At 72.3% G+C, this 21,680-nt stretch carries 25 protein-coding genes and 1 riboswitch; of the genes, 13 read left to right on the top strand and 12 right to left on the bottom strand.

Annotated features, from left to right (window positions below):
* The first annotated feature begins 23 nt into the window (after window positions 1-23).
* The 3 genes from recO to ACFYTT_RS29070 all read left to right on the top strand — a co-directional run bounded on the left by recO (window position 24) and on the right by ACFYTT_RS29070 (window position 1,970).
* Window positions 24-866, top strand: coding sequence for a DNA repair protein RecO (gene recO / locus ACFYTT_RS29080; RefSeq protein WP_176095302.1), 843 nt, complete (start codon window positions 24-26; stop codon window positions 864-866).
* A gap of 77 nt (window positions 867-943) precedes the next feature.
* Window positions 944-1,720, top strand: coding sequence for an isoprenyl transferase (locus tag ACFYTT_RS29075; protein WP_254877086.1), 777 nt, complete (start codon window positions 944-946; stop codon window positions 1,718-1,720).
* Window positions 1,721-1,784: 64 nt separating this feature from the next.
* The gene (locus tag ACFYTT_RS29070) at window positions 1,785-1,970 is read left to right on the top strand and encodes a hypothetical protein (RefSeq protein WP_176095300.1); all 186 of its coding nucleotides are present in this window, start codon (window positions 1,785-1,787) and stop codon (window positions 1,968-1,970) included.
* A 145-nt stretch (window positions 1,971-2,115) separates the two neighbouring features.
* Here the strand turns inward: ACFYTT_RS29070 and gndA are convergent, their stop codons facing one another.
* A complete protein-coding gene (gndA, locus tag ACFYTT_RS29065; RefSeq protein WP_387263975.1) occupies window positions 2,116-3,561 on the bottom strand; it encodes an NADP-dependent phosphogluconate dehydrogenase in 1,446 nt (481 codons plus the stop codon).
* A 394-nt stretch (window positions 3,562-3,955) separates the two neighbouring features.
* Here gndA and ACFYTT_RS29060 point away from each other — a divergent pair, with 394 nt between their 5' ends.
* On the top strand, window positions 3,956-4,282 hold the full coding sequence (locus ACFYTT_RS29060; RefSeq protein WP_387263972.1) for a hypothetical protein: 327 nt from the start codon (window positions 3,956-3,958) through the stop codon (window positions 4,280-4,282).
* A gap of 90 nt (window positions 4,283-4,372) precedes the next feature.
* On the opposite strand, the gene ACFYTT_RS29055 is transcribed toward ACFYTT_RS29060, so the two are convergent.
* The 3 genes from ACFYTT_RS29055 to ACFYTT_RS29045 form a co-directional block, all read right to left on the bottom strand.
* Window positions 4,373-5,173, bottom strand: a complete 801-nt coding sequence (locus tag ACFYTT_RS29055) for an energy-coupling factor transporter transmembrane component T family protein (RefSeq protein ID WP_387263969.1) — start codon at window positions 5,171-5,173, stop codon at window positions 4,373-4,375.
* Window positions 5,170-6,627 (bottom strand): ABC transporter ATP-binding protein, encoded by a 1,458-nt coding sequence (locus tag ACFYTT_RS29050; RefSeq protein ID WP_387263966.1) that lies wholly within the window; start codon window positions 6,625-6,627, stop codon window positions 5,170-5,172. Before ACFYTT_RS29050 ends, ACFYTT_RS29055 begins: the two co-directional genes overlap by 4 nt.
* 75 nt (window positions 6,628-6,702) lie before the next feature.
* Window positions 6,703-7,293, bottom strand: coding sequence for an ECF transporter S component (locus ACFYTT_RS29045; protein WP_131057735.1), 591 nt, complete (start codon window positions 7,291-7,293; stop codon window positions 6,703-6,705).
* 68 nt (window positions 7,294-7,361) lie between these two features.
* Window positions 7,362-7,467, bottom strand: a riboswitch (TPP riboswitch).
* Between the two features lie 201 nt (window positions 7,468-7,668).
* Here ACFYTT_RS29045 and ACFYTT_RS29040 point away from each other — a divergent pair.
* From ACFYTT_RS29040 to ACFYTT_RS29020, 5 genes are all read left to right on the top strand, one after another.
* Window positions 7,669-8,739 carry a permease gene (locus tag ACFYTT_RS29040; protein ID WP_387263963.1) on the top strand — a complete coding sequence of 357 codons (1,071 nt, stop codon included), beginning with the start codon at window positions 7,669-7,671 and terminating at the stop codon, window positions 8,737-8,739.
* Window positions 8,736-9,518, top strand: a complete 783-nt coding sequence (locus ACFYTT_RS29035; protein ID WP_387263960.1) for a TIGR03943 family putative permease subunit — start codon at window positions 8,736-8,738, stop codon at window positions 9,516-9,518. The genes ACFYTT_RS29040 and ACFYTT_RS29035 overlap by 4 nt, the downstream gene beginning before the upstream one ends.
* 10 nt (window positions 9,519-9,528) lie before the next feature.
* Complete coding sequence (locus ACFYTT_RS29030; RefSeq protein ID WP_131056896.1) at window positions 9,529-10,359, top strand: alpha/beta fold hydrolase; 831 nt, start codon at window positions 9,529-9,531, stop codon at window positions 10,357-10,359.
* 94 nt (window positions 10,360-10,453) lie between these two features.
* Window positions 10,454-11,203, top strand: a complete 750-nt coding sequence (locus ACFYTT_RS29025; RefSeq protein ID WP_176095294.1) for a sugar isomerase domain-containing protein — start codon at window positions 10,454-10,456, stop codon at window positions 11,201-11,203.
* A gap of 89 nt (window positions 11,204-11,292) precedes the next feature.
* A complete protein-coding gene (locus ACFYTT_RS29020; protein WP_131056892.1) occupies window positions 11,293-11,793 on the top strand; it encodes a DUF6328 family protein in 501 nt (166 codons plus the stop codon).
* Window positions 11,794-11,925: 132 nt separating this feature from the next.
* Here the strand turns inward: ACFYTT_RS29020 and ACFYTT_RS29015 are convergent, their stop codons facing one another.
* The 7 genes from ACFYTT_RS29015 to ACFYTT_RS28985 form a co-directional block, all read right to left on the bottom strand.
* Window positions 11,926-12,546, bottom strand: a complete 621-nt coding sequence (locus ACFYTT_RS29015) for a hypothetical protein (protein ID WP_387263956.1) — start codon at window positions 12,544-12,546, stop codon at window positions 11,926-11,928.
* Window positions 12,547-12,615: 69 nt separating this feature from the next.
* The gene (locus ACFYTT_RS29010) at window positions 12,616-13,011 is read right to left on the bottom strand and encodes a Fur family transcriptional regulator (RefSeq protein WP_131056492.1); all 396 of its coding nucleotides are present in this window, start codon (window positions 13,009-13,011) and stop codon (window positions 12,616-12,618) included.
* A gap of 210 nt (window positions 13,012-13,221) precedes the next feature.
* A complete protein-coding gene (locus tag ACFYTT_RS29005) occupies window positions 13,222-13,521 on the bottom strand; it encodes a helix-turn-helix transcriptional regulator (RefSeq protein ID WP_131056490.1) in 300 nt (99 codons plus the stop codon).
* Window positions 13,522-13,558: 37 nt separating this feature from the next.
* Window positions 13,559-14,428 (bottom strand): metal ABC transporter permease, encoded by an 870-nt coding sequence (locus tag ACFYTT_RS29000; RefSeq protein ID WP_131056488.1) that lies wholly within the window; start codon window positions 14,426-14,428, stop codon window positions 13,559-13,561.
* Window positions 14,425-15,189, bottom strand: a complete 765-nt coding sequence (locus ACFYTT_RS28995) for a metal ABC transporter ATP-binding protein (RefSeq protein WP_131056486.1) — start codon at window positions 15,187-15,189, stop codon at window positions 14,425-14,427. Before ACFYTT_RS28995 ends, ACFYTT_RS29000 begins: the two co-directional genes overlap by 4 nt.
* Window positions 15,186-16,214 carry a metal ABC transporter substrate-binding protein gene (locus ACFYTT_RS28990; RefSeq protein ID WP_387263952.1) on the bottom strand — a complete coding sequence of 343 codons (1,029 nt, stop codon included), beginning with the start codon at window positions 16,212-16,214 and terminating at the stop codon, window positions 15,186-15,188. Before ACFYTT_RS28990 ends, ACFYTT_RS28995 begins: the two co-directional genes overlap by 4 nt.
* Before the next feature lie 54 nt (window positions 16,215-16,268).
* Window positions 16,269-16,526 carry a hypothetical protein gene (locus tag ACFYTT_RS28985; RefSeq protein ID WP_131056482.1) on the bottom strand — a complete coding sequence of 86 codons (258 nt, stop codon included), beginning with the start codon at window positions 16,524-16,526 and terminating at the stop codon, window positions 16,269-16,271.
* A 29-nt stretch (window positions 16,527-16,555) separates the two neighbouring features.
* Here ACFYTT_RS28985 and ACFYTT_RS28980 point away from each other — a divergent pair, with 29 nt between their 5' ends.
* From ACFYTT_RS28980 to ACFYTT_RS28970, 3 genes are all read left to right on the top strand, one after another.
* Entirely contained in the window at window positions 16,556-16,897 is a 342-nt protein-coding gene (locus ACFYTT_RS28980; protein ID WP_131056481.1) for an antibiotic biosynthesis monooxygenase, read from the top strand.
* A 211-nt stretch (window positions 16,898-17,108) separates the two neighbouring features.
* Window positions 17,109-17,618: a hypothetical protein gene (locus ACFYTT_RS28975; RefSeq protein WP_176096022.1), complete on the top strand. Its 510-nt coding sequence runs from the start codon at window positions 17,109-17,111 to the stop codon at window positions 17,616-17,618.
* 114 nt (window positions 17,619-17,732) lie between these two features.
* Window positions 17,733-19,112, top strand: a complete 1,380-nt coding sequence (locus ACFYTT_RS28970; RefSeq protein WP_131056554.1) for a glycine--tRNA ligase — start codon at window positions 17,733-17,735, stop codon at window positions 19,110-19,112.
* Between the two features lie 61 nt (window positions 19,113-19,173).
* Here ACFYTT_RS28970 and ACFYTT_RS28965 read toward each other — a convergent pair whose 3' ends face one another.
* On the bottom strand, window positions 19,174-20,163 hold the full coding sequence (locus ACFYTT_RS28965; RefSeq protein WP_254876985.1) for a type IV toxin-antitoxin system AbiEi family antitoxin domain-containing protein: 990 nt from the start codon (window positions 20,161-20,163) through the stop codon (window positions 19,174-19,176).
* A 179-nt stretch (window positions 20,164-20,342) separates the two neighbouring features.
* On the opposite strand from ACFYTT_RS28965, the gene dusB reads away from it, so the two are divergent.
* Window positions 20,343-21,512 (top strand): tRNA dihydrouridine synthase DusB, encoded by a 1,170-nt coding sequence (gene dusB, locus ACFYTT_RS28960; protein ID WP_176095290.1) that lies wholly within the window; start codon window positions 20,343-20,345, stop codon window positions 21,510-21,512.
* Window positions 21,513-21,680: the final 168 nt, after the last annotated feature.

Below are 21,680 nucleotides of genomic sequence, written 5' to 3'. Positions count from 1 at the left end.
CGGCGGGGAGGGAGAATGGCGCGATGGCCGGGTACCGCCGACAGCTCTACCGCGACGACGCGGTGGTGCTGCGTGTGCAGAAACTCGGCGAGTCGGACCGGATCATCACCCTGCTCACCCGGCGGCACGGCCGGCTGCGCGCGGTCGCCCGGGGGGTACGCCGCACCACCTCGAAGTTCGGCGCCCGGCTGGAACCCTTCGGCCACGTCGACCTGCAACTCGCCGGTGACCCCAAGGGCGAGCTGGGCAGCTCGCTGCACAGCGTCAGCCAGGTCGAGGGGATCGATCTGTACGGCAAGCGGTTCCTCGGTGACTACCCCCGCTACACCGCGGCCAGCGCCATCGCCGAGACCGCCGAACGCCTCACCCCGGTGGAGCGGGAGCCGTCGCTGCGGCTGTTCCAGCTCACCCTGGGCGCGCTCAAGGCACTGTCCGAGGGCACCCACGCGACGACGCTGGTGCTCGACGCGTACCTGCTGCGCGGGATGGCGCTGGCCGGTTGGGCACCGGCACTGACCGCCTGCGCGGTCTGCGGTACTCCCGGGCAGCACCGGGCCTTCTCCGTACCGGCCGGAGGCGCGGTCTGCCCGGACTGCCGCCCGCCCGGCGCGGCCCATCCCGCCCCGGCCACGATCGACCTGATGTCCGCCCTGACAACCGGTGACTGGCGGGTCGCCGACGCCACCGAGACCGGCGTACGCCGGGAGTGCAGCGGCCTGGTCGCGGCGCACCTGCAGTGGCACCTGGAGCGCGCGCTACGCTCGCTGCCGCTGGTGGACCGGGGCGGTCCGGCCACCGGCACGGTCCGACCCGGTGGCGGACGCGCCGGGGCGGCCCCGCCGCGCGACCCGGCCGGCGAGGGCTGACGCCCGACCGGGCGTCGATGGAGTCGAGCAGGGAGAGCCGAGTGATCCGATCCACCAGGGCCGTCCGGCGCGCGCCGGTGCCCCCGACGCCGCACCCGTCGGGCGCCCGACCTCCGGCGCTGCCGTCGGAGGCGGTGCCCCGGCACGTCGCCGTGGTGATGGACGGCAACGGCCGCTGGGCCAAGGAGCGCGGGCTGCCCCGCACCAAGGGCCACGAGGCGGGGGAGTTCTCCCTCTTCGACACCGTGGAGGGCGCCATCGAGATGGGCATCCCCTACCTGTCGGCGTACGCCTTCTCCACCGAGAACTGGCGACGCTCGCCGGACGAGGTGCGCTTCCTGATGGGCTTCAACCGGGACGTCATCCGCCGTCGCCGCGACCAGCTCGTCGACCTCGGGGTGCGGGTGGTCTGGTCGGGCCGGTCCGGACGGTTGTGGAAGAGCGTCATCTCCGAGTTGCAGACCGCCGAGGAGATGTCCCGGGGGAACTCGACGCTGACGCTCCAGTTCTGCGTCAACTACGGCGGGCAGGCGGAGATCGCCGACGCCGCCGCCGCGATCGCCCGGGACGTGGCCGCCGGCCGACTGGACCCGGGCAAGGTCAACGAGAAGACCATCGAGCGGTATCTCTACCACCCCGAGGTGCCCGAGGTGGACCTGTTCCTGCGGCCCTCCGGCGAGCAGCGCACCTCGAACTTCATGCTCTGGCAGAGCGCGTACGCGGAGCTGGTCTTCCTGGACACGCTCTGGCCCGACTTCGACCGCCGCCACCTCTGGTACGCCTGCGAGCTGTACGCCCAACGGGACCGCCGATTCGGCGGTGCGCTGCCCAACCCGGTGGCCCCGACGGTCTGACGCTTAACGGCGGACCGGAGTGGGTATCAGTGTCGTCAGCAGCCACTGACGGAGGTGAACCCACATGATGCGCAAGCGTGTCGCCCAGTGGGCGGTGATGGCCGTTGCGGTTCCGTTGGCGGCCGCCGGTGCCCGCCGGCTCAGCCACTCGATGGAATCCCGGCGGGGCCCGTCCAGGGCCAGTCGCCTGCTCACGCAGGGAGCGGACCTGATCCGCCCGCAGAAGGCCCGGCGTCGCCGCTTCTTCTGACTGACGTACACGACGCCGCCCCTGGCTCCACGTGGAGCCAGGGGCGGCGTCGTATATGCGGGTGTGCGTGTAAGGAAGGGTCCCCTGCTAACGCCTGGTGCATAGCAGGGGACCCTTCCTAACGCGGAAGACCGGTGGGAAGACGTCAGGCCGGGGTCTCGGCGCGGTCGGGGGTGGCCCAGAGGGTGTGGAAGGAACCGTCGCGGTCGACCCGGCGGTAGGTGTGCGCGCCGAAGTTGTCCCGCAGGCCTTGGATGAGCGCGGCCGGGAGACGCTGCGCGCGCAGCGCGTCGAAGTAGGCCAGCGACGAGGCGAACGCGGGTGCCGGCACGCCGACCCGGGCCGCCTCGGCCACCACCCGCCGCCAGCTCGGCACACCGTCGCGCACGGTGTCCGCGAACCACGGCGCCACCAGCAGCGTGGGCAGCTCCGGCTGCTCGTCGTAGGCCTGCTTGATGCGGTCCAGGAAGCGGGCCCGGATGATGCAGCCGCCCCGCCAGATCTTCGCCGTGCCGCCCAGGTCGATGTCCCAGTCGTACTCGGCGCTGCCGGCCCGGATCTGGTCGAAGCCCTGCGCGTACGCCACGATCTTGGAGGCGAGCAGCGCCCGGCGTACGTCCTCGATGAACGCCTCGCGGTCGGCGACCTGCCACTTCTCCCCGGAGTCCGGGAACGCCCGCACGGCGGCCTCACGCTGGTCGACGTGACCGGAGAGCGACCGGGCGAACGTCGCCTCGGCGATGCCGGTGATCGGGATGCCGAGGTCGAGGGCGATCTGGACGGTCCACCGGCCGGTGCCCTTCTGCTCGGCCCGGTCCTGTACCACGTCCACGAACGCCTCGCCGGTGGCGGCGTCGGTGTGCGCCAGCACGTCGGCGGTGATCTCGATCAGGAAGGACTCCAGCTCGCCGGAGTTCCACTCCCGGAAGATCTCCGCGAGTTCCGACGGGGTCGCGCCCAGTCCGGCGCGCAGCAGGTCGTACGCCTCGGCGATGAGCTGCATGTCGGCGTACTCGATGCCGTTGTGGACCATCTTCACGAAGTGCCCGGCACCGTCCGGCCCCACGTGCTCGCAGCAGGGCTCGCCCTCGACCTGCGCGGCGATCTTCTCGAAGATCGGCCCGAGCTTGCGGTACGACTCGGCCGACCCGCCCGGCATGATGCTCGGCCCCCAGAGGGCGCCCTCCTCGCCGCCGGAGACGCCGGTGCCGACGAAGTGCAGGCCCTTGGTCCGCAGCGCCTCCTCCCGGCGACGGGTGTCGGCGAAGTGCGCGTTGCCGCAGTCGATGATGATGTCGCCCTCTTCGAGCAGCGGCACCAACTCGTCGATCACCGCGTCGGTGGGGCCGCCCGCCTTGACCATGATGATCACCGCGCGCGGGCGCTCCAGCGCGGCGACGAAGTCCACCAGGGACTCCGTCGGCACGAAGGTGCCCTCGTCGCCGTGCTCGGCCACCAGCGACCGGGTCCGTTCCGGCGAGCGGTTGTGCAACGCCACGGTGAACCCGTTGCGGGCCAGGTTCCGGGCCAGGTTCCGACCCATCACCGCCAGCCCGGTCACACCGATCTGCGCCGTAGCCCGATCCGCCATCCTCGTCGCCACCTTCCGCCGTCTACCTGTAGTGCTGCGACGGTATCGCGGCCGGACCCCGGACCGCGCCGTCCCCCCACCGCTGGTCATCAGGTGGTCGCGTAGCGCACGGCACCGGGTTGCCGATAATCCGGATGCGTTCCGCTCTCCGGCCGGGATAGCGTGCGGGCATGCGCTACTGACACCCGCTTCATCGAGCCGGTCCGCCGCCCCTGTGGCCGTGGACCCGTCGCTTCCGGGTGTCCGCGCGTCCCTCTCGTCGCCGTTGACGCGACGTCCTCCGTGGCCGCTCCGGAACGACCTTCCGCTGATTCCGCCCGACCGCCGTCCGGCGGTCCCCACCGACGGCGGTGGCGTGGCGTACGCGCCGACACCGCCGAGCGAGGAGGCTCCGATGCCTGCCAGCCGTAAACCGAAGAAGTCCCGTGGTGCCGCCCGGCTGTCCACGGTGACGCCGCCCCACGTCGACGCGTCGACCGACGCGGTCACCCCACCGCTCGGACTGCCGCCCCTGGTACGGCCCTCCGCCGGGCTCACGTCCCCGGCGGCGTCGTTGCCTCCGGTCGACACGTCCAGGTCGGACCTCACAGACCGGGAGCCGCCGGGCGCACCGCCCGCGCCGACCACCGGTCCGACAGCCTCCGGCCGGGGCAAGGGGGTCCGTTCCGACCGTGGACAGCGTGTCGGAGCGGGCCGGCAGTACGCCTTCCGGCGCAAGTGAGCGACCGGGGCACCGTACGGTGTGGCTGAAAGGTGGGTGGATCTGTTGTCGCTCCGACGACAACAGATCCACCCACCCCCGGCGCGCGGCTCAGCCGATCAGCGGACGGAAGGTGCCGAGCGCGACGCTGACGCCCAACGCGGCGGCGGCCAGCGTCGCCGCGACGACCATCAGCAGCCAGTCGGCCGCGCCGAAATACTGCCGGCGGGCGACGGTACGCGGCACCCCCGCGTCGAAGCCGCGCGCGTCCATCGCGACCGCCAGCCGGGTGCCCCGGCGGATCGCGCCGACCAGCAGCGTGAACGCGGTGGAGACGAAGAGCCGCAGTTTCGCCACCGGGTTGCGTCCCGCCTCGACACCACGTGCCCGGCGGGCCATGACGATCATCTGCCACTCCTGCCCGAGCAACGGGAGCAGCCGGAACGCCGCCAGCGCGCCGATCGCGAACCGGGCCGGTGCGCGGGCGTTCTGCACCAGCGCGTCGGCAAGGTCGGTCGGATCGGTGGTGGCGAAGACGATCACGCCGGGCAGTGCCACCGCGAACAGCCGCAGCACCAGGCCGAGCGCGGTGAGCAGCACCGCCGAGGTGACCACGACCGGTCCGGCGTCGAGCAGGACCCGGCCCGAGCGGTCCGCGGCGAAGAGCACCAGCGTCACCAGTACGCCGACGGCGGCGGCGAGCAACGGCCACACCCGGCGGAACAGCACCCGGTAGCGCACGCCGAACAGCGGCAGGACCGCCAACTCGATTGCGATCGCGATCGCCGGTGCGACCGGGTCCAGCGTCGCCAGCAGCGGAAACGCGAACAGCAGCGCCGCCGCCAGCTTGGCCACCGGATTGCGCCGGGCCAGTGGCGCGTCCGGCCGGGCGACCGGTTCGAAGTCGATCATCGGTCCGCCGCCGGAGGAGACGACGGGGCCTCGGCGGCCGGTGGGCGCGTCAGCGTCAGCGTCCGGTCGGCGAGCGCGGCGACGAACTCGGCGTCGTGGGTGACCGTCACCAGGGCGTGACCGGCGTCGCGTAGCTCCGCGAACAGGTCCACCAGCTCCCGCCAGGTGCGTCGGTCCTGGCCGAAGGTGGGCTCGTCGCAGATCAGCAGCCGGGGCGCGGTGGCCAGGGCGGTCGCGACGCTCAGCCGCCGCGCCTCGCCGCCGGAGAGGGTGTACGGGTTCGCCCCGGCCAGGCGGTCCAACCGCAGCCGTTGCAGCAACTCGTCGACGCGTCGGCGGACCGCCGTCTCGGTGGCGCCGGTCCGTCGGGGGCCGAGTGCCAGTTCGTCGAAGACCGTGCCGGTGACGAACTGGTGCTCCGGGTCCTGGAACACCGAGCCGATCCGGCGGGCCAGCGCGGGTGCCCGCCACCGGTGCGGTGGGGTGCGGGCGTCGGCCCCGGCCAGCTCGACGCCGGCCGCCAGCCGCCCGGTGCCCGGCTTGAGCAGCCCGCCGAGCAGCACCGCGAGGGTGGACTTGCCGGCGCCGTTGGGGCCGAGCACGGCGAGTGCCGCTCCGGCGCGTACCGCCAGGTCGGTGGCGGCCAGCCGGGGCGGGTGGCCGAGCCGGTCGGCGGTGAGCAACACCTCGCCGGGGCCGGTGGTGGCCCGGCGCGGCGGGATCTGGCGGCCGGGCACCCAGACGCCGTCGGCGGCGAGGGCGTCGCCGTGGGCGGCGAACACGGCCTCCGGCGGGCCGTCGACGCGGACGCCGCCACCGGCGTCGAGCACCACCACCCGGTCGACCAGCGGCAGGGCGTCGGCCACCCGGTGCTCGACCAGGATCAGGGTGGTGTCGCCGTGGACCGCGCGGCCCACGGCGGCACGGACCAGGTCGGCCCCGGCCGGGTCGAGGTTGGCGGTGGGTTCGTCGAGCAGCAGCAGGTGGGGACGGAGCGCGAGCACGCCGGCCAGGGCGAGCCGCTGCTGTTCGCCGCCGGAGAGCGCGGCGGTGGGGCGGTCGCGGGGGTACGGGAAGCCGACCCGGCGCAGCGCCTCGTCCACCCGGGACCAGATCTGCGTGGCGGGTACGCCCCGGTTCTCCAGCCCGAACGCGACGTCGTCGCCGCTGCGGGCCATGACGAGCTGGGACTGCGGATCCTGGAAGACGATGCCGACTCGCTCGCGGATCTCGGCGGGCGGCCGGCCGTCGATCTCGATGCTGCCCTCCTGTTCGCCGGAGTCCTCCGGCAGCAGTCCGGCCAGCGCGGCGAGCAGGGTGCTCTTGCCGGCGCCGGAGGGCCCGAGCAGCAGTAGCCGCTCGCCTCGGCGTACCCGCAGGTCCACGCCGCGCACCGCCCAGGCGCGCCGCCCGGCGTGGCGCCAGCCGAAGCCGCGCAGCCGCACCTCACCCACCCGCCACCCCCGTCTCTCGTGCCCGACCCGTCGGTGGCCCGGTGGAGCCGGTCGGGCCGGCTCCACCGGGCGTGGTCAGACCAGGTTCCGCTCGCGACCGGCGGGGAAGCGGTCCAGGACGCCGGTGCCGGCGAGCGCCTTGGTGAGCGCGTAGCCGCCGGCACCGGCGATCACGGTGGCGCTGAGCACGGTGAGCAGCGCGTACGGGATGCGGTAGGTGCCCAGCTCGTACGCGGCGTTCCAGGTGAAGAAGTCGAACAGGGCGGCGCCGAGGCCGGTCATCGCGCCGGCGAGCAGCGCCGTCGGCAGCCGGAACGAGCGGTACCGGAAGGCGGCGAAGGCCATCTCCGCCCCGAGGCCCTGGATCAGGCCCTGGACGATGGTGACACCGCCCCACTCGGAGCCCAGCAACGCGGAGACCGTCGCCGCGACCGCCTCGCAGAACAGCGCGGCACCCGGCTTGCGGATCACCAGCCCGCCGAGCACCGCCGGGACCAGCCAGACGCCGTACATGACGGCCTGGCTGGCCGGGAAGAAGGCGAAGGCCGGGTCGACCGCCCGCCAGAGCAGGCCCCAGGCCCAGAAGATGACACCGAAGCCGACGGCGATCACCGCGGCCACGACGATGTCGACGGTGCGCCACCGGGTGGTGGTCGGTTGGCTCATGAGTGCTCCCAGTCCAGTGTCGAACCAGGCAAGACGCACGCCGCGACCGGCGTGGCCGGGCGTGGCGGGCTGGAGGTGGACCGAACTCCCTGCGCTGGCATTACCCAGATCAGGTACGGAGGGTCTGCGGGCGGACCCGCACTCTCAGCGCTGTGCGCTCCCCTGTCGGAGGTGGTGTTGTCCCGCCGACGCTAACACCTTCGAAGATCGACGGACAATGTGATCTACGCAGGTCATGCCGGTTGCCGACGACCGTTGGTTCCGGAGGTGCCCACCGGGCGCGGGAACCCGCCCGGTTTCGTGACATCCATCGACGTCATCGGCTCCGGACGGTAATCTCAGGCCGCCGATCCACGAGGGCCGAGAGGCGGCAGGGTGAGCACAGACACGGACCATGCCGTGCCGGCCGGTGAACCGGAGGGTCGTCCGACGGGCGTGGCCACCGAGGAACGTCCGGCCGGGCCGGGCGGCGGCGAGCCGCCCCGACGTTGGCTCGGCGACCGGATCGGTTCGGTGGAGATCCTGGCGGCGCTGCTGGTCCTGCTGATCATCTTTCGTGATCCGTTGGCCGGGGCGCTCGACGATCCCCGCATCCAGACGTGGACCACCGTGTTCGTCTCGATCATGGTGCAGGCGGTGCCGTTCCTGGTCTTCGGCATCCTCCTCTCCGCCGTGATCGCCGTCTTCGTACCCCGGTCGTTCTGGGCCAGGGCGTTGCCCCGGCACCCGGCGCTCGCGGTGCCGGCGGCCAGCGCGGCCGGTGTGGTGCTGCCGGGCTGCGAGTGCGGGTCGGTGCCGATCGCGGGCTCGCTGATCCGCCGGGGCGTCACGCCGGCGGCGGCCCTGGCCTTCCTGCTGGCCGCCCCGGCGGTCAACCCGATCGTGCTCGTCGCCACGGCGGTCGCCTTCCCCAACAATCCGGAGATGGTCCTCGCCCGGGGGGTCGCCAGCCTGATCGTGGCAATGATCATGGGGTGGCTCTGGCTGCGGCTCGGCCGCACCGAGTGGATCAAGATGCCGCGTCGCCCGGAGCTGGACGATCCCCGGCGGAGCCGGGCCTTCTGGGCCGCCGTCCGGCACGACGTCACCCACGCCGGTGGCTTTCTGGTGCTCGGCGCGATGGCCGCCGCCAGCATCAACGTGCTGGTGCCGGAACGCTGGCTCCAGACCCTCGCGGACAACGCCTGGCTGTCGATCCTGGCGCTGGCGCTGCTGGCCGTCCTGCTCTCGCTCTGTTCCGAGGCGGACGCCTTCGTCGCGGCCTCGCTGTCGCAGTTCTCCCTCACGTCCCGACTGGTCTTCCTGGTGGTGGGGCCGATGGTCGACCTCAAGCTGATCTCGATGCAGGCCGGTGTCTTCGGCCGGCGGTTCGCCTTCCGGTTCGCGCCGGCCACGTTCGCGGTCGCCCTGCTGATGGCCACCGGAGTCGGGATGGTGCTGCTGTGAACCGACAGGCGCAAGCGGTGATCCTGCTGCTGCTCGGCGGGGCGGTGATCCGGGCCAGCGTCACCGACCTCTATCTGCGGTACGTCAAGGAGGGCCTGCGCCCGTTCCTGATCGCCGCCGGTCTGCTGCTCGTGGTCGCCGCGGTGATGACCCTCTGGCACGAACTGCGTCCCTCCGCGCCCCGCGCGACGGCCCCGACCGGCGGCGGGTCCACCGGCCCGGTGAGCGGTCCCGCCCCGGTGGCGACGGGCCAGACCGACGAGCACGACGACCACGGCCACCACGAGCCCCGGATCGGCTGGCTGCTCATCCTGCCCGTGCTCGGGCTGCTGCTGGTCGCCCCGCCGGCCCTCGGGTCGTACGCGGCGGGGCAGGCCGGCACCGCGCTGAACGCCCCCCGCGAGTCCGACTACCCACCCCTGCCGGAGGGCGACCCGGTGCGGGTCAGCGTGCTCGACTACGCCTCCCGGGCACTGTTCGACCGGGGCACCTCGATCGGCGACCGGCGGGTGGTCCTCACCGGGTTCCTCGCCACCGGCGCCGGTGGCGAGCCGATTCTCGCCCGGATGGTGCTCTCCTGCTGCGCCGCCGACGGTCGGCCGATCAAACTCGGGCTCACCGGTGACGTGCCGGTCGGGCTGCCCAACGACAGTTGGGTCGAGGTGGTCGGCCGCTACAGCGACCGGATCGGGCGGGACCCGGTCAACGACGCCGAGATCCCGTACCTGGAGATCGAGTCGTGGCGGCAGGTGCCGGTGCCCAAGCGCCAGTACGAGTAGCGTTCCGGACATGCAGGTCGACGCCCGAGGTCTACGGTTCGAGATCCACCCCGGCGGCCCCGACTCGGGTGACCCGGTGCTACTGCTGCACGGCTTCCCCCAGCACTCGGGCGAGTGGGACGCGTTGGCGCCCGTCCTGCACGGCGCGGGCCTGCGCACGTACGCGCTGGACCAGCGGGGCTACTCGCCGCAGGCACGGCCGACCGAGGTGGCGGCGTACCGGCTGGGAGAGTTGGTCGCCGACGCGGTGGCGGTGCTCGACGCCCTCGGCGTGACGCGGGCGCACGTGGTCGGCCACGACTGGGGCGCCGTCGTCGCCTGGGCGCTCGCCGCCGGCCACCCCGACCGGGTACGCACGCTCACCGCGGTCTCCGTGCCGCACCCGGCCGCCATGGCGCACGCGTTGGCCCACGACCCGCAGCAGAAGGCGCGCTCGGCGTACATGCTGCTGTTCCGGCAGCAGGGCATGGCCGAGAAGACGCTGCTGGCGCTCGACGCGCTCGGGTTGCGGCGGCTGTTGCGCGACGTCGGTGACGACGCCCGGGTGGCCGCGTACGCCGACCCGCTGCGCGAGCCGGGCGCGCTCACCGCGGCGCTGAACTGGTACCGGGCGATGTCCCGCTCCGAGTTGGCGGCGGTCGGCCCGGTGTCGGTACCGACCACCTTCGTCTGGAGCGACCGTGACGTCGCCATCGGACGGACCGCCGCCGACGCCTGCGCCGCACACGTGACCGGTGACTACCGTCTCGTCGAGCTGTCCGGCGTCAGCCACTGGATCCCGGACGAGGCGCCCACGCCGTTGGCCGAGGCGATCCTGGCCCGCGCCCGCCCGACCGCCTGACGGGCCGCCCGACCGGCCGGACGGCGGCACGGGCCGTGCGGGAAGCTGGGTGGGGTCGTCGGGCGGCGGCGATCCGAGGGAGGCGGGAGAGAGCATGACGCTGAGTGCCGAGGGCTACCTGGCCGAGGTGACCGCGACGATGACCCGGGTGGCGGGCAGCCAGCGGGAGCAGGTGGGCCGGGCGGCCGACCTGATCGCCGAGGCGATCCGGGCCGACGGGGTGGTGCACGCCTTCGGTACCGGCCACTCGGAGGCCCTGGCGATGGAGATCGCCGGCCGGGCCGGCGGGCTGGTGCCGACCAACCGGATCGCCCTGCGGGACCTGGTGCTGCACGGCGGGGAGCCGGTCGACGTGCTGGGCCCGAAGCTGGAGCGGGACCCGTCGGTCGCGCATCGGCTCTACGACCTCGCCCCGATCGGCCCGCGTGACGTCTTCGTGCTCGCCTCGAACTCGGGCGTGAACGGGGCGATGGTGGAGTTCGCCTCGCTGGTCGTCGCGCGGGGCCATCCGCTGGTCGCGATCACCTCCGCCGCGCACTCGGCCCGGATGGAGTCCCGCCACCCGTCCGGGCGCAAGCTCGCCGACTTCGCCGACGTGGTGCTGGACAACGGTGCCCCGTACGGGGACGCGACGCTGCCACTGCCGTCCGGCGGTGCGGTGGGCGCGGTCTCCTCGATCACGGCGGCGTTGCTGGCCCAGCAGATCGTGGTCGAGGTGGTGGCCCGGTTGGTGGCCGCCGACGAGCAGCCGCCGGTCTACCTGTCGGCCAACATCGCCGGTGGCGACGCGCACAACGACGCGCTGGAGGCCCGTTACGCAGGGCGGATCCGGCGCGGTTCCTGAGTCGGTTTCGGGTCGTGCGCGGCGGGGCATCTGCGTTCCGCCGGTCGGGCGTGCCGACCGGGTGGAGCGTGTTCCCTCGGAGGTTCGCGGTGTCCAAGGAGACCGAGAAGCAGCGCTGGCAGCGGAACTTCGCTGACCTGCTTCAGGAGTTACGGGTCGCGCAGACCGGCGTACAGATTCTCTTCGCCTTCCTGCTCACCCTGCCGTTCAGTAACGGTTTCACGCGTACCACGGAATTCCAGCGCGACGTCTACGTCGTCGCGCTGATCGCGGCGGCCGGCGCCACCGCGATGATCATCTCGCCGGTGGCGTTCCACCGGGCCCTGTTCCGTCAGGGCCGCAAGCCGGAGCTGGTGCAGTTCGCCCACAAGATGGCCAGCGCCGGTCTCGCCTTCATGCTGGTCGCGATGGTCAGCTCGGTACTGCTGATCACCGATTTCGTGCTCGCCCGGCCGATCGCCTTCCTGCTCAGTGCGGTCACCGGCCTGTGGTTCCTCACGTTCTGGGTGATCCTGCCGTTCAGCCGTCGTAACTGGGGGGACGACGACATCGACGACGAGGAGGACCCGAGCGGGCTATCCCCGGGCTGACCCCGCCGGGTCTGGACCGCTTCCCCCACCCCCCACCATGGCCGCGTTGATCAAGAAGTTTTGGCCATGCCCCATGGGCTCGGACGGCGAAAACTTCTTGATCAACGCGGTGTCGGGGTTAGGGGGTGGGGGTTAGGGGCGGGGGTGGGAGTGGGGGTCGTGGAGGCCCAGGCGGCGGAGTTCGAGGGCGGCCAGGGCGTTGACGGTGGCGTCGTCGCCCTGGCGCCACGCCTCAGCGACGTCCGGGGAGATCCGGGTGAGCTTGCGCAGCGGTTGACCGGCCAGGGCGCGCAGGGCCAGCAGGTCCCGGCCGGCGGGAGCGGCGGCCAGAGCCGCCGCCGAGGCGGCCCGCCGCATCCAGCGCACCCGCAGTGGCAGCCAGCCGAACAGCACCAACCCCAGCGGGACCACCAGCAACCCGACGGCCAGCGCCACCGCCAACTGGTCGACCAGTTCCTGCTGGTCCCGCCCGGCCTCGGCGAGCGAACGGGCCGCGCCGGCCGCCCGCTCGAACGGGCCGGTCAGCTCGTCGCCCACCAACGGCACCCGGCCGACCTTGCCGCCCGCGTCGGCCAGGTTGTCGGCCAGTCCGCCGCCGGCCCCCTCCAGCTTCTGTCCGGGTACGGCCAGCTTCTGCACCAGATCGTGCAGCCAGAGCGCACCCCGGATCGCCACGTACACCCAGGCGACGACGAGCAGATCGGTGAGGAACTGGCGCAGCGCGGTCGGGAAACGATCAGCGTAGATCTTCACGCCGGACAGCGTGCCACGCCCCGGCGCGGCGAGCACTCCCACGGACGCCCGATCGTGCGGCAGGCGGGATCAGCGGGCGCAGTCCGGGCAGGTGCCGAAAATTTCCAGGGTGTGGCTGACGTCGGTGAAGCCGTGCTGGGCGGCCACCCGGTCGGCCCAGTTCTCCACCGTCGGCCCGGCCACCTCCACCGTCCGGCCGCAGGCGCGGCAGACCAGATGGTGGTGGTGCCCCTCGCTGCACCTGCGGTAGAGGTGCTCGCCGCCGGGCGGACGCATCACGTCGATCTCGCCCGCGTCGGCCAGGCCCTGCAACGTCCGGTAGACCGTCGTCAACCCGACCCGCTCGCCGCGTTCACGCAGCATCGCGTGTAGGTCCTGGGCGCTGTGGAAGCCCTCCAACTCGGCCAGCAACGCGCTCACCGCCGACCGCTGGCGGGTGTTGCGGACCACCGCACTCTCGCTCATGCCGACCCTCCGCTTCGCTGCGTGCCGGCATTTGTGCTGAACCTGATGATTCGCTCGCTGCGCTCGCTCATGCCGACCCCTCCGCTGCGCTGCGGTCCGGCATGTGTGCTGGGCCTGATGATTCGCTCGCGTGGCTCGCTCATGCCGTCACTCCGCTTCGCTGCGTGCCGACATTTGTGCTGAACCTGATGATTCGCTCGCTGCGCTCGCTCATGATTCCTCCCCGGCATGGCTGACCGCGTCGGCGACGATGTGCGCGACATGCTCGTCGACCAGGGCGTACGCGATCTCCCGGCCCCGCCGCGAGCCGCGGACCACGCCGGCCCCGCGCAGCACCCGCAGGTGCTGGGAGACCAGCGGTTGCGCGACGCCGAGTTTATCCACCAGCTCGTGCACGCACCGCTCGCCGCCGGCCAGTTCGCTGACGATGGCGAGCCGGATCGGCGCCGAGAGGGCGCGCAGGAGCTCGCTGGCACCCTCGAAGGCGTCATAGCCCGATCCGCTGGTCACCCTGCAACGGTAACCAATACCGAAGCGGAACCCGTGATCAGGACCGGCTGAGCACCACCTCGTGCGGTTCCGGATCGGGTGTGGGTTGCGGCCGGGAGCGGCGGATCCGGCGCCAGGCGGCGGCCAGCAGGGTGACCACCACGAAGGAGGCGATGGCCAGGACCACCACCGACGCGCCCGGTGCGGTGTCGGCGAGCGCCGCCATCCAGATGCCGGCCCCGGCGGCGAACAGGCCCAGTGCCATGGCTGCCGTCATGGTGCTGCGGAAGCCCCGGGTGACCTGCTGGGCGGTGGCCACCGGTACGACCATCAACGCGCTGATCAGCAGGACGCCGACGGCCCGCATGGCGATCGTGACGGTGATCGCGGTGGTGATCGCGAGCAGCAGGTTCAGCGCGCGTACCGGCAGGCCGGAGACCCGGGCGTACTCCTCGTCGTGGCAGACGGCGAAGAGCGCGGGCCGCAGCGCCAGCATCGCGGCCAGCACCGCCACACCGAGCACCGCGATGGTGACCAGGTCGTCGCGGGAGGTCGTGGTCAACGCACCGAAGAGGTACGCGTTGAGGTTGGCGCTGGTGCTGTCGGAGAGCCCCACCAGGACCACGCCACCGGCGATGCCGCCGTAGAAGAGCAGGGCGAGTGCCAGGTCGCCGGAGGTGCGACCGCGTTCGCGGATCAGCTCGATGGCGATCGCCCCGATGGTGGCCGCGATCACCGCCATGATCACGGGCGAGGTCTGGAACAGCAGGCCCGCGCCGACGCCGGTGAGCGCCACGTGCCCGATGCCGTCGCCGATCAGCGCGAGTCGTCGCTGCACCAGGTAGATGCCGAGCGCCGGGGCGGCCAGCCCGATGATCAGCGCGCCGATCAGGGCGCGCATCATGAATTCGTACTGGAAGAGACTCACCTTGTGCTCCACATGCCGGCGGGCTCCTCGGGGCCGTGCGGATGCACGTGGTCGTGGTCGGGCTCCGCGTGGTGCCCGGCCGGGTCCGGGACCGCGCCGTCGTGCGCGATCTGCCCCTGGTGTACGACGATCGCGCGGCTGATCAGCGGCCGGAGCGGGCCCAGTTCGTGCGCGACGAGCAGGACGGTGCCGCCGTCGTCGACGAAGCCGCGCAGCGCCCCGGCGAACGCCTCCTGGCTGGCCGCGTCCACCCCCGCCGTCGGTTCGTCGAGCACCAGCAGTTCCGGGCGTCCGGCCAGCGCCCGGGCGATCAGGGTGCGTTGCTGCTGCCCGCCGGAGAGCGTGGCCACCGGGTCCTTCGCCCGGTCGGCCAGGCCCACGGCGCGCAACGCCTCCGCCACCGCCTCCCGGTCGACCCGCCCCGGCGGACGCAGGATGCCCCGGCGGGCCAGCCGGCCGGAGGCGACCACCTCGGCCACGGTGGCCGGTACGCCGCTGCCCGCACCGAGCCGCTGGGGCACGTAGCCGAGCCGCTGCCACTGTCGGAACCGGCGTACCCGCTGGCCGAAGAGGGTGATCGAGCCGGCGGTGAGCGGGACGAGCCCGAGCACGGCGCGGATCAGGGTGGACTTGCCGGAGCCGTTGGCGCCGAGGACCGCGACCACCTCGCCGGTGGTCACGGTCAGGGATACGTCGCGGAGCACGGGGCGGCCGTCGTAGCCGACCACCCCGTGCTCCACGGTGATGACGTCAGGTGTCACGAGCAGCTCAACGCCGTCCTCAGGGTCTGCAGATTGGTGCGCATCACCGAAAGGTAGTCGCCGCCGTTGTCGGCGGACAGGCCTTCGATCGGATCGAGCACCGCGGTCTGGGCGCCGACCTCCTTGGCGATGGTCTCGGCGACCTTCGGGCTGACGAGAGTCTCGAAGAAGATCGTGGTGGCGCCGTGCTCCCGCGCCTCCTCGGTGACCTCGGCCAGCCGTTGCGGCGACGGCTCGTCCTCCGGGGAGAGCCCGGTGATGCCGATCTGCTCCAGCTGGTACTTCTGCGCGAGGTACCCGAACGCGGTGTGGCTGACCACGATCTCCCGCCGCTGGCAGGTCTTCAGGCCCTCGCTGAACTCGGTGTCCAGCTTCTCCAACTCGGTACGCAGAGCGGCGGCCCGCCGGGTGTACTCGCCGGCCCGGTCCGGGTCGACGGCGCCGAGGCGCTCGGCCAGCTTGTCGCCGATGGTGGCCAGCCGGGTCGGGTCCAGCCAGACGTGCGGGTCCTTGGCGCCGTCCGAGGTCTCCTCGGCGTGCTTCGCCTCCTCCGCCGGCTTCTTCTCCTCGTCGTGGTCGTGACCGTGGTCGTCGTCCTCGTGACCGTGGTCGTCGTCGCCGTGGCTGTGGGTGTGGCCACCGGCGGCGGCCTCGAGCAACGGCTCCACGGTCGCCACGTCGAACGCGCGGTCACCGCCGTTCTGGTCGATCGCCTCGTCCACTGCGGGCTGGAAGCCGTGCAGGAAGATGATCAGCTCCGCCTCGCTGATCTGACCGACCTGCCCCGGGTTCAGCTCCAGGTCGTGCGGCTCGGCACCGGGGCGGGCCAGGTTCGTCACCGCCACCGCGTCGCCGCCGACCTGCTCGGCGAGGAACTGCAACGGGTAGAACCCGGCCACCACGTCGATCCGGTTCGGGTCGGCGCCGGCCGGGCTGTCCTCGGTCGAGCAGGCGGTGACGCCACCCAGGGCGAGCAGGGCGGCCGTGGCGGTGGCCAGAGCGCGCGGAGCGGTGCGGTAGGTCATGACACCGACTCTCCGCGACAACGACAATGATTGTCAAAAACGCATGAGTGCATGTCAGAGCAGCTTCACCAGGCCGACGGTGACCAACAGGGTGAGCGCGACGAGCCGGATCGCCCGGGTCGGCGGGGTCTGCACCTGCCAGGTCGTCACCAGCAGTGCGGCCAGCGCGGCGGCGATCGTCAAGGTCAACAGCCCGCCGATCACCCCCGGGACGAAGAACGCGGCCAGCATCAGGAACAGGGTGATCAGGAACACCGTCGTGGGGTTGGCCCGGGCCAGCCGCTCGTGGATCCCGCGCTGCGTACGCTGCATCCCACAGACTCTACGAGGAGGGGGAGCCGGTGCTGGTGACCAACCGGTTCGTGGTCGAGGAAGACGCCGCCGAGGACTTCGCCGGTCGGGCCCACGCGGCCCTCGCCGCGCTCGCAGCCCGGCCCGGCTACCTGCGGGGACAGGTCGTCCGGGCACTGGACGACCCGCGCCACTGGTGCCTGGTCACCGAGTGGGAGTCGGTCGGCACCTACCGGCGGGCGCTGGGCGGCTTCGACGTCAAGGTCACCGCCGTCCCGCTGCTCGCCGAGAGCATCGACGAGCCGTCCGCGTACGAGGCGTTGGCGACCGCGGCACCCGGCGGGGACGTGGTGGTGGTCGCCAGCGATCGAGCTGCGGGTCCTTACCGGTGAGCCGCCGGGCACTACGCTGGCTTCCATGACCGCTCCCGGACCGGCAGCCCCACCACCGCACCAGCCGCTGCCCGGCCAGCAGGGACCTCAGGCCCCGGGCGGCCCCGGCTGGCCGCCGGCCCCGTCCGGCGCGCCGCCCACCGGCGACCCCGGCGTGCCCCCGCCCACCGGTGCTCCCGGCGGCCCGTCCCCGTCTGACGGTTTCCACGGCCTGCCGCCCACCCCGGTCGGCGGATCGGACCCCGGCACACCGGCACCGCCCGCCGGGCCCGGCGTGGCCCCGCCGTTCGCGGCCCCACCGACCGAGGGCGGCCGTACCCGGCTCTGGCTCGGCCTCGGCGCCGGTGCGCTGGCCCTGGTGCTGTGCTGCGGTGGCGGCGGCACGGCGGTGGTCGGCCTGCTGGTCAGCGGGGTGCAGGCGATCGACGAGCAGGGACGCACCGTCTCCGGCGACTACTACCGGGCGCTGTCCGACGGCGAGTTCGGCCGGGCCTACGACCAGCTCTGCGAGGACGCTCGGCGCCGCGAGTCGCGGCAGGAGTTCGAGCGCCGGGCGGCGGCCGAACCGCAGATCTCCTCCTACCGGGTCGGGCAGGTGGACACCACCACGCTGACCGTGCCGGTGGACGTGACCTTCAGCGGTGGCGGCCAGGAGCGCCAACAGGTCGTACTCCAGCAGGACCAGCAGACCGGTGGCATGGAGGTCTGCGGAGTCAACTGACCGGCCGCAGGTAATGTGCTGGGTCCGAGGACCGGCGGGGTCGTACCGTGGTCCCGGACCGTTCGACTCATCCCACACTGTCCCCGCCGACCGCCAGTCGGCGTAGGAGGAAAAATGCCAGCCGACCGTATCGACGCCGTCGTCAGCCTCGCCAAGCGTCGAGGATTCGTCTTCCCCTCCAGCGAGATCTACGGAGGCACCCGGTCGGCGTGGGACTACGGTCCGCTCGGCGTGGAGCTCAAGGAGAACGTCCGCCGGCAGTGGTGGAAGACCATGGTCCAGCAGCGGGACGACGTGGTGGGTCTGGACTCCGCGGTGATCCTCTCGCGTGACGTCTGGGCCGCCTCCGGACACCTGGACGCCTTCGTCGACCCGCTGACCGAGTGCCAGTCCTGCCACAAGCGGTTCCGCGCCGACCACCTGGAAGAGGCGTACGAGGCCAAGCACGGCAAGCCGCTCGCCGCCCTGACCGAGCTGAACTGCCCCAACTGCGGCAACAAGGGCACCTTCACCGAGCCGCGGATGTTCAACGGCCTGATGAAGACCTACCTCGGCCCGGTGGAGAGCGACGAGGGTCTGCACTACCTGCGGCCGGAGACCGCCCAGGGCATCTTCGTCAACTACAAGAACGTCGAGACCGTCGCCCGCAAGAAGCCGCCGTTCGGCATCGCGCAGACCGGCAAGTCGTTCCGCAACGAGATCACCCCGGGCAACTTCATCTTCCGCACCCGCGAGTTCGAGCAGATGGAGATGGAGTTCTTCGTCGAGCCCGGCACCGACGAGCAGTGGCACGAGTACTGGTTGCAGGAGCGCTGGAACTGGTACATCGACCTCGGTCTGGCCGAGGAGAACCTGCGCTTCTTCGAGCACCCGCAGGAGAAGCTCTCGCACTACTCGAAGCGCACCGTCGACATCGAGTACAAGTTCCGGTTCGGCGGCACCGAGTTCGCCGAGCTGGAGGGCATCGCCAACCGCACCGACTTCGACCTGTCCACGCACAGCAAGCACTCCGGCGTCGACCTGTCGTACTTCGACCAGACCAAGCAGGAGCGCTGGGTCCCGTACGTGATCGAGCCGGCCGCCGGCCTCACCCGCGCGGTGCTGGCCTTCCTGCTGGAGGCGTACGACGAGGACGAGGCGCCGAACACCAAGGGCGGCGTGGACAAGCGCACCGTGATGCGCTTCGACCCCCGGCTGGCCCCGGTGAAGGTGGCGGTGCTCCCGCTCTCCCGCAACGAGGCGCTCTCGCCGAAGGCCAAGCAGCTCGCCGCGGACCTGCGCAAGCGCTGGGTGGTCGAGTTCGACGACTCGCAGGCGATCGGGCGTCGCTACCGTCGGCAGGACGAGATCGGCACCCCGTTCTGCGTCACGGTCGACTTCGACACGCTCGACGACAACGCGGTGACCGTCCGGAACCGGGACACCATGGCCCAGGAGCGGATCCCGCTGGACCAGGTCGAGCGCTACCTGATCGACCACCTCCCCGGCTGCTGAGGTGAAAGGAAGGGTCCCCTGTTAACGCCTGGCGTATAGCAGGGGACCCTTCCTAACACCGTCAACCGCGCGGATCGCCGGTCGGCGGAGTCGGTGGCGTCGACACGTCGACCCGCAACCGGATGTTGACACCGAGCCCGCGCCGTGACTCGTACGCCTCCTCCACCGACCGCCGTACCCGGTCCGGCTCGCGGCGGATCTGTGCTGGCGTGAAGTGCAGCACCAGCACGCCGAACCGGCTCAGCTCGTTGTGCCGGTCGAGGGTGCGCGCCCAGTCGCCGGGGCGGAAGTGGTACTCCTGCGAGTCGACCTCCAGAGCCACCGCCGCCTCCGACAGGTAGCCGTCGGGCGTCGGCACCGCCCGGCCACCCGCGTCCCGCAGCCGGGGATTCCACAGGATCTCCGGCAGCACCGTGCTCGCCGCGAGGCAGTCCCGCAGCTCGGCCTCCGGCGCCGACCGCACGCCCTGCGTCACCTCGGCGAACGCCTTTCTGACCAGCGCCGTACGGCTGCGCCGGGCCCGACGGATCTCCTCGTCCAGGGCGGCGAGGTCCGCGTACCCCCGCTGCACGGCCTCGGCGACGACGGCCCGCACCGGACGGAGCTGCCGCAGGCCGCGTGCCGCGTCGACGACCGCGCGGGCCGGCGAACACACCGGGTAGAGCGGCGTGGCGCGGGCCCGGTCGTCCAGTGTCAGAGCCCGCGAGATCACCGCGAAGCCGGTGGACGTGCGGCGGGCGTGATGCGGCACGACGAGCTGCACGGCGTCGGTGCGCGGGCTCTGCCGGAAGCCGTACCAGGTCAGCGCGGCGAGGCCGGTCAGCTGCGCGTCGGACCCGGCGTACAGCGCCGCCGAGATCCGCCGCTGCTCGTCGGTCAGGGCGCCGGTGACCAGGGCGTACGTCGCGGGCAGCACCCGCTGCCAGAGGCCGCGTCGGGCCTGCCGGTAGAGATACATGTCGTCGAAGCCGGCGGCGAGGAGTTGAGCGCGGCTGACGATCTGCTGCTGGTGTTCGGCCAGGTCGGCGAAGTGGGGCGGATGGCTGCGCATGCCGCACAGCATCGACCGCGATCGTGGCCCGTGGGTGGTTCCCGGCCGGACCTGTGGACAGCCGCCGGGCCTGTGGACAACCCTCTCGGGCGGGTGCGGATGTGGTATGCGTCGCGTTAGCAGGGGTCCCCTGCTATGCACGAGGCGTTAGCAGGGGGCCCTTCCTTACACTTGGGCGCGTGCCGACCACCGCTCCCGTCCTGCGCCCGCTGACCATCGGGCCGCACCAGGTATGGCCGCCGGTCGTGCTGGCACCCATGGCCGGCATCACCAACGTCGGCTTCCGGCAGCTCTGCCGCGAGCAGGGTGGCGGCATCTACGTCTGCGAGATGATCACCACGGTCGCGGTGGTCGAGCGCAATCCGAAGACGATGCGCATGATCGCCTTCGGGGCGGACGAGAGCCCGCGCAGCCTCCAGCTCTACGGCACCGACCCGGAGACCACCGCCGCCGCCGTGCGGATCGTGGTCGAGAAGAACCTCGCCGACCACATCGACCTCAACTTCGGCTGCCCGGTGCCGAAGGTGACCCGCCGGGGCGGGGGCGCGGCCCTGCCGTGGCGCCGCCGACTCTTCGCCCGCCTGGTGCGGGCCGCGGTGGACGCCGCGTCACCCGCCGGGGTGCCGGTCACCGTCAAGATGCGCAAGGGCATCGACGACACCCACCTGACGTACGTCGAGGCGGGGCTCGCCGCGCAGGACGCCGGGGTCGTCGCGGTCGCCCTGCACGGGCGTACGGCTGCGCAGCGGTACTCGGGCACCGCGGACTGGGACGCCATCGCCACCCTCAAGCAGGCGCTGGACGTACCGGTGCTCGGCAACGGCGACATCTGGGAGGCCGACGACGCGCTGCGGATGGTCGCGCACACAGGCGTGGACGGGGTGGTGATCGGGCGCGGCTGTCTCGGTCGGCCGTGGCTCTTCGCCGACCTGGAGGCCGCGTTCGACGGCCGTGCCGAGCGGCGACTGCCGAACCTCGGCGAGGTGGCCACGACCATGCGCCGGCACGCCGAGCTGCTGGTCGCGCAGTTCACCGCCGGGGCCCGCAACCCGGCCAGGGGCGAGCGCGACGGCTGCACCGACTTCCGCAAGCACGTCGCGTGGTACCTGAAGGGTTTCCCGATCGGCGGTGAGGTGCGCCGTGCACTCGCGATGATCGACAGCCTTGCCCAGCTCGACGACCTGCTCGGCAAGCTCGACCCCACGGTGCCGTTCCCGGTGGAGACGCTCGGTCAGCCGCGTGGGCGGACCAACTCCCCGGGCAAGGTCTTCCTGCCGGACGGCTGGCTGGCCAGCCGCGACGACGACACCGTCCCGGTCGGCGCCGAGCTGGACGACTCCGGCGGCTGACCCCCGCCGCCATCGCACCCACGCGGTGAGCCGGACGTTAGGAAGGGCCCCCTGCTATGCGCGAGGCGTTAGCAGCAATGCCGCTCAGTTAGGGCGGTGGGCGGGTTGTCAATGCTGCTGTTTCGAGGATGTTGATGTTGATGGTGGCGTGGTAGTTGGTGCGGTCGA

This window comes from Micromonospora sp. NPDC003816, from assembly GCF_042874705.1.
Classification (GTDB): domain Bacteria; phylum Actinomycetota; class Actinomycetes; order Mycobacteriales; family Micromonosporaceae; genus Micromonospora.
Note: the sequence above shows the minus strand (reverse complement) of the source record. Positions and strands in the feature narration are given on the sequence as shown.

Bases quoted from the DNA above. Each gene is read 5' to 3' on its own strand.
- ACFYTT_RS29010 (WP_131056492.1), bottom strand. From the start codon at position 13,011: ATGAGCGAGAGTGCGGTGGTCCGCAACACCCGCCAGCGGTCGGCGGTG.
- recO (WP_176095302.1), top strand. From the start codon at position 24: ATGGCCGGGTACCGCCGACAGCTCTACCGCGACGACGCGGTGGTGCTG.
- ACFYTT_RS28985 (WP_131056482.1), bottom strand. From the start codon at position 16,526: ATGCAGCGTACGCAGCGCGGGATCCACGAGCGGCTGGCCCGGGCCAAC.
- ACFYTT_RS29055 (WP_387263969.1), bottom strand. From the start codon at position 5,173: ATGATCGACTTCGAACCGGTCGCCCGGCCGGACGCGCCACTGGCCCGG.
- ACFYTT_RS29025 (WP_176095294.1), top strand. From the start codon at position 10,454: ATGACGCTGAGTGCCGAGGGCTACCTGGCCGAGGTGACCGCGACGATG.
- ACFYTT_RS29070 (WP_176095300.1), top strand. From the start codon at position 1,785: ATGATGCGCAAGCGTGTCGCCCAGTGGGCGGTGATGGCCGTTGCGGTT.
- ACFYTT_RS29060 (WP_387263972.1), top strand. From the start codon at position 3,956: ATGCCTGCCAGCCGTAAACCGAAGAAGTCCCGTGGTGCCGCCCGGCTG.
- gndA (WP_387263975.1), bottom strand. From the start codon at position 3,561: ATGGCGGATCGGGCTACGGCGCAGATCGGTGTGACCGGGCTGGCGGTG.
- ACFYTT_RS28990 (WP_387263952.1), bottom strand. From the start codon at position 16,214: ATGACCTACCGCACCGCTCCGCGCGCTCTGGCCACCGCCACGGCCGCC.
- ACFYTT_RS29045 (WP_131057735.1), bottom strand. From the start codon at position 7,293: ATGAGCCAACCGACCACCACCCGGTGGCGCACCGTCGACATCGTCGTG.
- ACFYTT_RS29030 (WP_131056896.1), top strand. From the start codon at position 9,529: ATGCAGGTCGACGCCCGAGGTCTACGGTTCGAGATCCACCCCGGCGGC.
- ACFYTT_RS28970 (WP_131056554.1), top strand. From the start codon at position 17,733: ATGCCAGCCGACCGTATCGACGCCGTCGTCAGCCTCGCCAAGCGTCGA.
- ACFYTT_RS28965 (WP_254876985.1), bottom strand. From the start codon at position 20,163: ATGCGCAGCCATCCGCCCCACTTCGCCGACCTGGCCGAACACCAGCAG.